Genomic DNA, 6,000 nt, shown 5'->3' with positions numbered 1-6,000 from the left:
GGCTCGGGCCKATCGCGGCCGGCCGGCGGACCCGGCCGCTCCTGCGGCGCCCGCTCCGGGCGCGGACCGCCGTGCGGAGGCTCGCCCCCAGGCGGACCGTGCTCCTCGGGGCCGCCCTGCGCCATCAGGATCCGGCCCTGCGCTGCATCCACGGGCTGCACGCAGGCCAGCCCCGGCAGCACGGTGCCGGTGAGGAGAATCAATCGCAGGATACGCATCCGGGCCTCGTCTCGGTTCGAGCCGAGCCGAACACCGGACGCCGTACTTTGTTCCGCGTAACGCGGCGCGGCGGCGATCTCAGGGCGTGAGTCGCTGGGGCACCGCGATGACGTTGGGCGCGATGATGCGCACGGCAACGTGATCCGGCTTGGCCGCTCCGGCTTTCGCGCCGTCGGGGGCGGCCGGGTCGGCCTGAGCCGATTCGTCCGTGACGAGGCCGGAGCCGCCCTTCGTGCCGACGCCCGCGCGGCCGGCGGCGTCGGCGGCGAGTTCCGCCGCCGTCCGGTCGGCCCGGCCGACCAGGGTCAGGCGCACCTTCGGCCGGGACAGGGCTTCCGCCTGCATCGGCGTCACGAAGATATCGCCCTTGTGCCGGACCAGCATGCTCTCGGCCTTCACGAGGGACTGCGCCCAGGTCTTGCCCTCCGGCTTGCAGGAGCAGTTCGGCACGAATTCCTTGCGGAACCTGAAGGCGTTGGCGAGGCTCGTATAGGCCCGGCTGCCCTTCGCCGTGGCAGCGTGCTTCAGGGCGTCGTCGCCGTACGGCATCGAATAGGCCTGCGCCTCGGTCCCGGGGCAGAGGGCCTGGCACATCTCGTCGGCGCCGCCCCGACCCTCGGGCAGGTTCCGCAACGGGAAGAAGCCGCCGTCACAAGTGCGTACGCAGACCATCTGGGGGCCGCCGCGGGCATAGGATTCTCCGGAGGCGGCATAGGTCTCGCGGGACGGGCAGGTCGAGGCCACGAGGCCCTGGAGTTCGCGCCGGCGGGCGCCGCTATCGTCGATCACCGCCCCGCCATAGGTGGCCTTGAGGGCGCGGATCCGCTGCTCCACCGCCCCGCATTGCGGCGGCCGCGTATCGAAGAACAAGAACTTCCCGCCCTCGCAGTTGAGACCGCGGAAATAGGATTCCAGCCGGCCGATCTCGTCGTTCAGGGCGCGCGTCGTGCTGGCGCCATTCTGGAGCGAGACCAGCTCGGCCCGGTAGCGCCGGCACTGCGGCGACGGGACCTGCGGCGCCGGCCGCGCCTCGGCAGGCGACGGACCGGGCTCGGTCTCCTGCGCGCCGGCGGACGTGACGACGAGGTGGGACAATCCGAGGGCCAGGGTCGCGCTCAGGATGAGGCGGCCGAGCGTACGGACGATCGGGCGGTGAGGCATCGGCAGCATCGCGTTGATCGGTTGCGCGGCGATCCGGACAATTCAGATCCGCGCGCCTCCGCGCTTCGGAACAGAAGCGGCGCCACCCTACCCCCCCTCGTCAGAGCGCGACACCCCTCCTACATCCGGCCGGCAAGCTTGAGGGGGAATTGACCGGCGATGTTGTTTCGGAGTCTCACCTATGTTGGGCTGCTCGCGCTGGGGCTGGCCGCGGCCGGGCCTGCGGCGGCCCAGGAGCCGGACCGGATCTTCGACAAGTCGACGGTCTGGCGGCCTTTGACACCCAACGACAAGCTCGTCGTCTACGGCGTCGACGACCCGGCCGTTTCGGGGGTGGCCTGCTGGTACACGCAGCCCGAGAAGGGCGGCATCAAGGGCACGCTGGGCTTGGCCGAGGATGTCTCGGACATCTCGCTGGCCTGCCGCCAGACCGGGCCGATCGTGTTCAAGGGCAAGCTGGGCCAGGGCGAGGTGGTGTTCAGCGAGCGGCGATCCCTGATCTTCAAGTCGATGCAGATCGTGCGCGGCTGCGACGCGAAGCGCAACACGCTGATCTACATGGTCTACTCGGACAAGGTCATCCAGGGCTCGCCGAAGAACTCGACGTCGGCGGTGCCGCTGGCGCCCTGGGGTACGGAGCCGGCGCAGAAGTGCGCGGACTTCATGAAGTGACCGGTCCTTAAGTGCGCTCGTACCGGCCTCGGTCCCGACCGGTTCAATCCTGGCATGTGATCCGGATCGGGCGCTCGGACGGCGCCGGAACCGGGTTACTGATCGCGCCGGTATACTCGTCGGCCGCGGCCACCCCGTAAGAGTTGGCCGCCGCGTAGCCCTGCGCCTCGCACCACGCGTTGGCGACCACCTGGCCGCAGGCGCTGCCCGGCGTGGTCAGGCAGTCGCCGACGCCGTAACCGTCGCTCGACGGGATCAGAAAGGTCTTCTCGACACGCGCCGGGGCCTTCGCGGGCGTCTCGCCATCGGTGCCAGCCAGCGCGACATGCGTCAGGCCCGCGCCGGCGAGAGCGGTGGCGAGGGCGATGGAAACGGCGGCCGAGCGTCGCATGAAATGTCCCTGAGCACAGGATCTGTGGCGTGCGGATCGTGGCCCGGACGGTCCGACGCCGCGGTTAAGGAAGGCTTACCCGCATGGCGCGAAGGCCATCTCGAATTCCTCACGCTTTTGGGTTAGCCCCATCGCGCGGTGCGCGCCGTCGCCGCGATGCAACAGGGTGACGTTGCGGGGTTTCCGGATCGGCCACGTTTCGGCCGCTCTTCCCCGCGCGGAGCCCGCAGCTCGTTGACGGCAGGGCCGGTTTTCCGGCAACGGCGCGGCGCCGGGATCGAGCCGCGGCGCCGGAACAGGGATGGGTTTCATGGCGCCGATGTTGCGGCTCTACAACACGCTGACAGGCGTCAAGGAGGCCTTCGCGCCGATCGACCCGCAGCATGTCCGCCTCTATGCCTGCGGCCCGACCGTCTACGACGCCGCCCACATCGGCAATGCCCGGCCGATCATCGTCTTCGACCTGCTGTTCCGCCTGCTGCGCCACCTCTACGGTCCGGCGCACGTCACCTACGCGCGCAACGTCACGGACGTGGACGATAAGATCAACGCCAGGGCGGCCGAGCGCGGCATCAGCATCCGCGAACTGACGGACGGGACACTGGCGCAATTCCACCGCGACGTGCGCGACCTCGGCGTGCTCATTCCCGAGGACGTCAACGCGGCCGGCGAGCGGCCTCGCTTCGTCGAGCCCCGCGCCACCGACCACATCGCCGAGATGGTCACGATGATCGAGGCCCTGGTCGGCTCCGGCCACGCCTACGTGGCGCAGGACCACGTGCTGTTCGACGTGCCGTCGATGCCGGATTACGGCGGCTTGTCGAAGCGGCCCCTCGACGAGATGGAGGCCGGTGCCCGGGTCGAGGTCGCCCCCTACAAGCGCTCGCCCCTCGACTTCGTCCTGTGGAAGCCCGCGAAGCCCGGCGAGCCGTCCTGGCCGTCGCCCGCCGGCATCGCGGCAGCCGGGCGGCCGGGCTGGCACATCGAGTGCTCGGCCATGTCGGCCAAGCATCTGGGTCGGACCTTCGACATCCATGCGGGCGGCATCGACCTGATCTTCCCCCACCACGAGAACGAGGTGGCGCAGTCGCGCTGCTGCTTCGGCACGCCCGTGATGGCCAATGTCTGGCTGCACAACGGCTTCCTCCAGGTGGAGGGGGAGAAGATGTCGAAGTCCCTCGGCAACTTCATCACGATCCGCGATGTCCTGAACGACTGGCCGGGTGAGGTCGTTCGTTTGAACATGCTCAAGACGCATTATCGACAGCCGATCGACTGGACCTTGCAGGGGTTGCAAGAATCCGACCGCGTCTTGAGGCGTTGGCAGAACGTCGCGGGCGACGAACCCGCAGACGAGGCCATGCCGGAGAAATTTCTCGACGCGCTTTGCGACGACCTGAACACGCCAGCGGCAATCGGCGAGTTGCACCGGTTGTCCAGTTCTGGCCAGTTGGGAAATCTGCAGTTTGGCTATGGCGGGTTTGGCCAGAAAGCGCACCCGGGCGCGCTGCGCAGAGCAGCAAATCTTCTCGGCTTTCTCGAGCGGACGCAAAGCGAGCGGCAGCACGCCCAGGTCACGGCCTCCGGCGTCGACGTTGCGGCGGTCGAGGCGCTGATCGCCGAGCGCCGCGCGGCCCGCGCCGCCAAGGACTGGGCCGCCTCCGACCGCGCCCGCGACGCCCTCGCCGCCATGGGCGTGGCCGTGAAGGACAACAAGGACGGCACCACGACCTGGACGGTGGCCCGCTGATTGCTCCACCGGGTTCGATGGCGCGGATTGACGGGGACCCGCGTCCTCACGCCCGCTTGCGCCGGGTCGCCGGGGCCGCATCTGTGGTCCGGGCACCGCTTTCCGGGAAAGAGCAGCACGTGACCACCTTCGGGACATTCTGCGTGCGGCTCGCCGGCATCGCCTCGGCACTCCTGCTCGGGCTGTCCCTGCCGGGGCCGGCCCGGGCCATCGAAGGCGGCTCGGTCGCGGGTCGGGACGCCCTGGCTCAGGCCACGGTCGCCATCGGGACGATCACGAGGCCGGAGGAGGCGCTCCAGCTGACCCGCTGCACCGGTGTCCTGATCGGCCCCGACCTCGTGCTCACAGCGGCCCATTGCGTGAACGGTGACCCGCTCGGCGCCTTGGTGGTGTTCTTTCGCGGCAGCGAACCGTCGCGGCCGGTCTACGGAGCGCGGGTCGCCGCACGCTACAGCCCGGATCCGGGAGAGATGCTGCCGAACGCGGCCTCCGGCGTCAGCCTTGCCGACCTGTCCCTCGATCTCGCGGTGCTGCGCCTGACCGAGCCGGTGCGTGGCCGACGGCCTGTGCCCCTGGCCGCCGATCCGCGCCGGCTCCCGAAGAGCCTGCGGATCGCCGGAGCCGGACTGTCCGGCCGCATGGTCGGGCGCCTGCGCACCGCGACCCTGACGCCGGTGGCGGTCAGCAACACCGGGCTGACCATCGCCCGGACCAATGGCGCGCGGGTCTGCTTCGGTGATTCCGGCGGCCCGGTCGTCGCGCAGGACCGCGGCGGCACGTACATCTGGGGTGTCGCCAGCGCGGTGATCAGCCGGGCCGCGCCTTGCGGCAGCTACGTGGTGATCGCGCCCGCAGCCCAGGTCTTCTCCGCCGCCGGCCTCCGTTGAGCCGGAGCCCTGAACGCGAAAACCCCCGCGCGGCCGGACCGCGCGGGGGTTTTCTGGGTCGGGTCAGCGCGGCGGATCAGACCGCCATGCGCTCCTCGCCGTCCATCGGCTCGCGCAGCACGTAGCCGCGGCCCCAGACGGTTTCGATGTAGTTCTTGCCTGAGCTGGCGTTGGCGAGCTTCTTGCGCAGCTTGCAGATGAAGACGTCGATGATCTTCAGCTCGGGCTCGTCCATGCCGCCGTAGAGATGGTTGAGGAACATCTCCTTGGTGAGCGTCGTGCCCTTCCGCAGGGAGAGGAGTTCCAGCATCTGGTACTCCTTGCCGGTGAGGTGCACCCGGGCGCCGCCGACCTCGACCGTCTTCTGATCGAGGTTCACGATCAGGTCGCCGGTGGTGATCACCGACTGGGCGTGGCCCTTCGAGCGGCGCACGATGGCGTGGATGCGCGCCACCAGCTCGTCCTTGTGGAACGGCTTGGTGAGGTAGTCGTCGGCGCCGAACCCGAGGCCCTTCACCTTGTCCTCGATGCCGGCCATGCCGGACAGGATCAGGATCGGGGTCTTGACCTTCGCCACGCGCAAGGAGCGCAGCACCTCGTAGCCCGACATGTCGGGCAGGTTCAGATCGAGGAGGATGATGTCGTAATCGTACAGCTTACCGAGATCGACACCCTCTTCCCCGAGGTCGGTGGTGTAGGTGTTGAAGTTCTCGGACTTGAGCATCAACTCGATGCTCTGCGCCGTCGCGCTGTCGTCCTCGATCAAAAGTACCCGCATCGTCGGTCCCCAGCCCAGCCGGCCGCATCAGCGCGCAGACACGTCCCCACCGTTCGCCCGCCACCGGCCTGTGGACGGGCGCTCCGTCGCTCTTGACGTGGAACGCTATGGATTAATCGTTAACAAAACCTGATTCCCGCCC

General features: G+C 69.2%; 6 protein-coding genes and 1 pseudogene. 3 read left to right on the top strand and 4 right to left on the bottom strand.

What is annotated here, in order from left to right; all coding sequences use genetic code 11:
- Together AC1DXK_RS15670 and AC1DXK_RS15665 are read right to left on the bottom strand one after the other, a co-directional pair.
- A pseudogene (locus AC1DXK_RS15670) lies at nt 1-218 on the bottom strand (OmpA family protein); the annotation flags it as partial.
- Nucleotides 219-297: 79 nt separating this feature from the next.
- The gene (locus AC1DXK_RS15665; RefSeq protein WP_457108310.1) at nt 298-1,380 is read right to left on the bottom strand and encodes a DUF2865 domain-containing protein; all 1,083 of its coding nucleotides are present in this window, start codon (nt 1,378-1,380) and stop codon (nt 298-300) included.
- Nucleotides 1,381-1,539: 159 nt separating this feature from the next.
- Between AC1DXK_RS15665 and AC1DXK_RS15660 the strand changes: the two genes are divergently transcribed.
- A complete protein-coding gene (locus AC1DXK_RS15660) occupies nt 1,540-2,052 on the top strand; it encodes a CreA family protein (protein WP_457108311.1) in 513 nt (170 codons plus the stop codon).
- A 43-nt stretch (nt 2,053-2,095) separates the two neighbouring features.
- On the opposite strand, the gene AC1DXK_RS15655 is transcribed toward AC1DXK_RS15660, so the two are convergent.
- Nucleotides 2,096-2,443 carry a hypothetical protein gene (locus tag AC1DXK_RS15655; protein WP_457108312.1) on the bottom strand — a complete coding sequence of 116 codons (348 nt, stop codon included), beginning with the start codon at nt 2,441-2,443 and terminating at the stop codon, nt 2,096-2,098.
- A gap of 310 nt (nt 2,444-2,753) precedes the next feature.
- Between AC1DXK_RS15655 and cysS the strand changes: the two genes are divergently transcribed.
- Both cysS and AC1DXK_RS15645 read left to right on the top strand, forming a co-directional pair.
- Nucleotides 2,754-4,193, top strand: coding sequence for a cysteine--tRNA ligase (cysS, locus tag AC1DXK_RS15650; RefSeq protein ID WP_477298287.1), 1,440 nt, complete (start codon nt 2,754-2,756; stop codon nt 4,191-4,193).
- Nucleotides 4,194-4,312: 119 nt separating this feature from the next.
- Nucleotides 4,313-5,080 carry a trypsin-like serine protease gene (locus AC1DXK_RS15645; protein ID WP_457108314.1) on the top strand — a complete coding sequence of 256 codons (768 nt, stop codon included), beginning with the start codon at nt 4,313-4,315 and terminating at the stop codon, nt 5,078-5,080.
- 76 nt (nt 5,081-5,156) lie between these two features.
- On the opposite strand, the gene ctrA is transcribed toward AC1DXK_RS15645, so the two are convergent.
- Complete coding sequence (ctrA, locus tag AC1DXK_RS15640; RefSeq protein WP_457108315.1) at nt 5,157-5,858, bottom strand: response regulator transcription factor CtrA; 702 nt, start codon at nt 5,856-5,858, stop codon at nt 5,157-5,159.
- Nucleotides 5,859-6,000: the final 142 nt, after the last annotated feature.

The sequence above is a fragment of the Methylobacterium sp. P3_A11 genome (genome assembly GCF_056403155.1).
This window is presented reverse-complemented; position numbering and strand designations above follow the sequence as displayed.

What these genes read in the sequence shown, in the direction of transcription:
- AC1DXK_RS15665 (WP_457108310.1), bottom strand. Translation starts at nt 1,380, where the DNA reads ATGCCTCACCGCCCGATCGTCCGTACGCTCGGCCGCCTCATCCTGAGC.
- AC1DXK_RS15660 (WP_457108311.1), top strand. Translation starts at nt 1,540, where the DNA reads ATGTTGTTTCGGAGTCTCACCTATGTTGGGCTGCTCGCGCTGGGGCTG.
- AC1DXK_RS15655 (WP_457108312.1), bottom strand. Translation starts at nt 2,443, where the DNA reads ATGCGACGCTCGGCCGCCGTTTCCATCGCCCTCGCCACCGCTCTCGCC.
- cysS (WP_477298287.1), top strand. Translation starts at nt 2,754, where the DNA reads ATGGCGCCGATGTTGCGGCTCTACAACACGCTGACAGGCGTCAAGGAG.
- ctrA (WP_457108315.1), bottom strand. Translation starts at nt 5,858, where the DNA reads ATGCGGGTACTTTTGATCGAGGACGACAGCGCGACGGCGCAGAGCATC.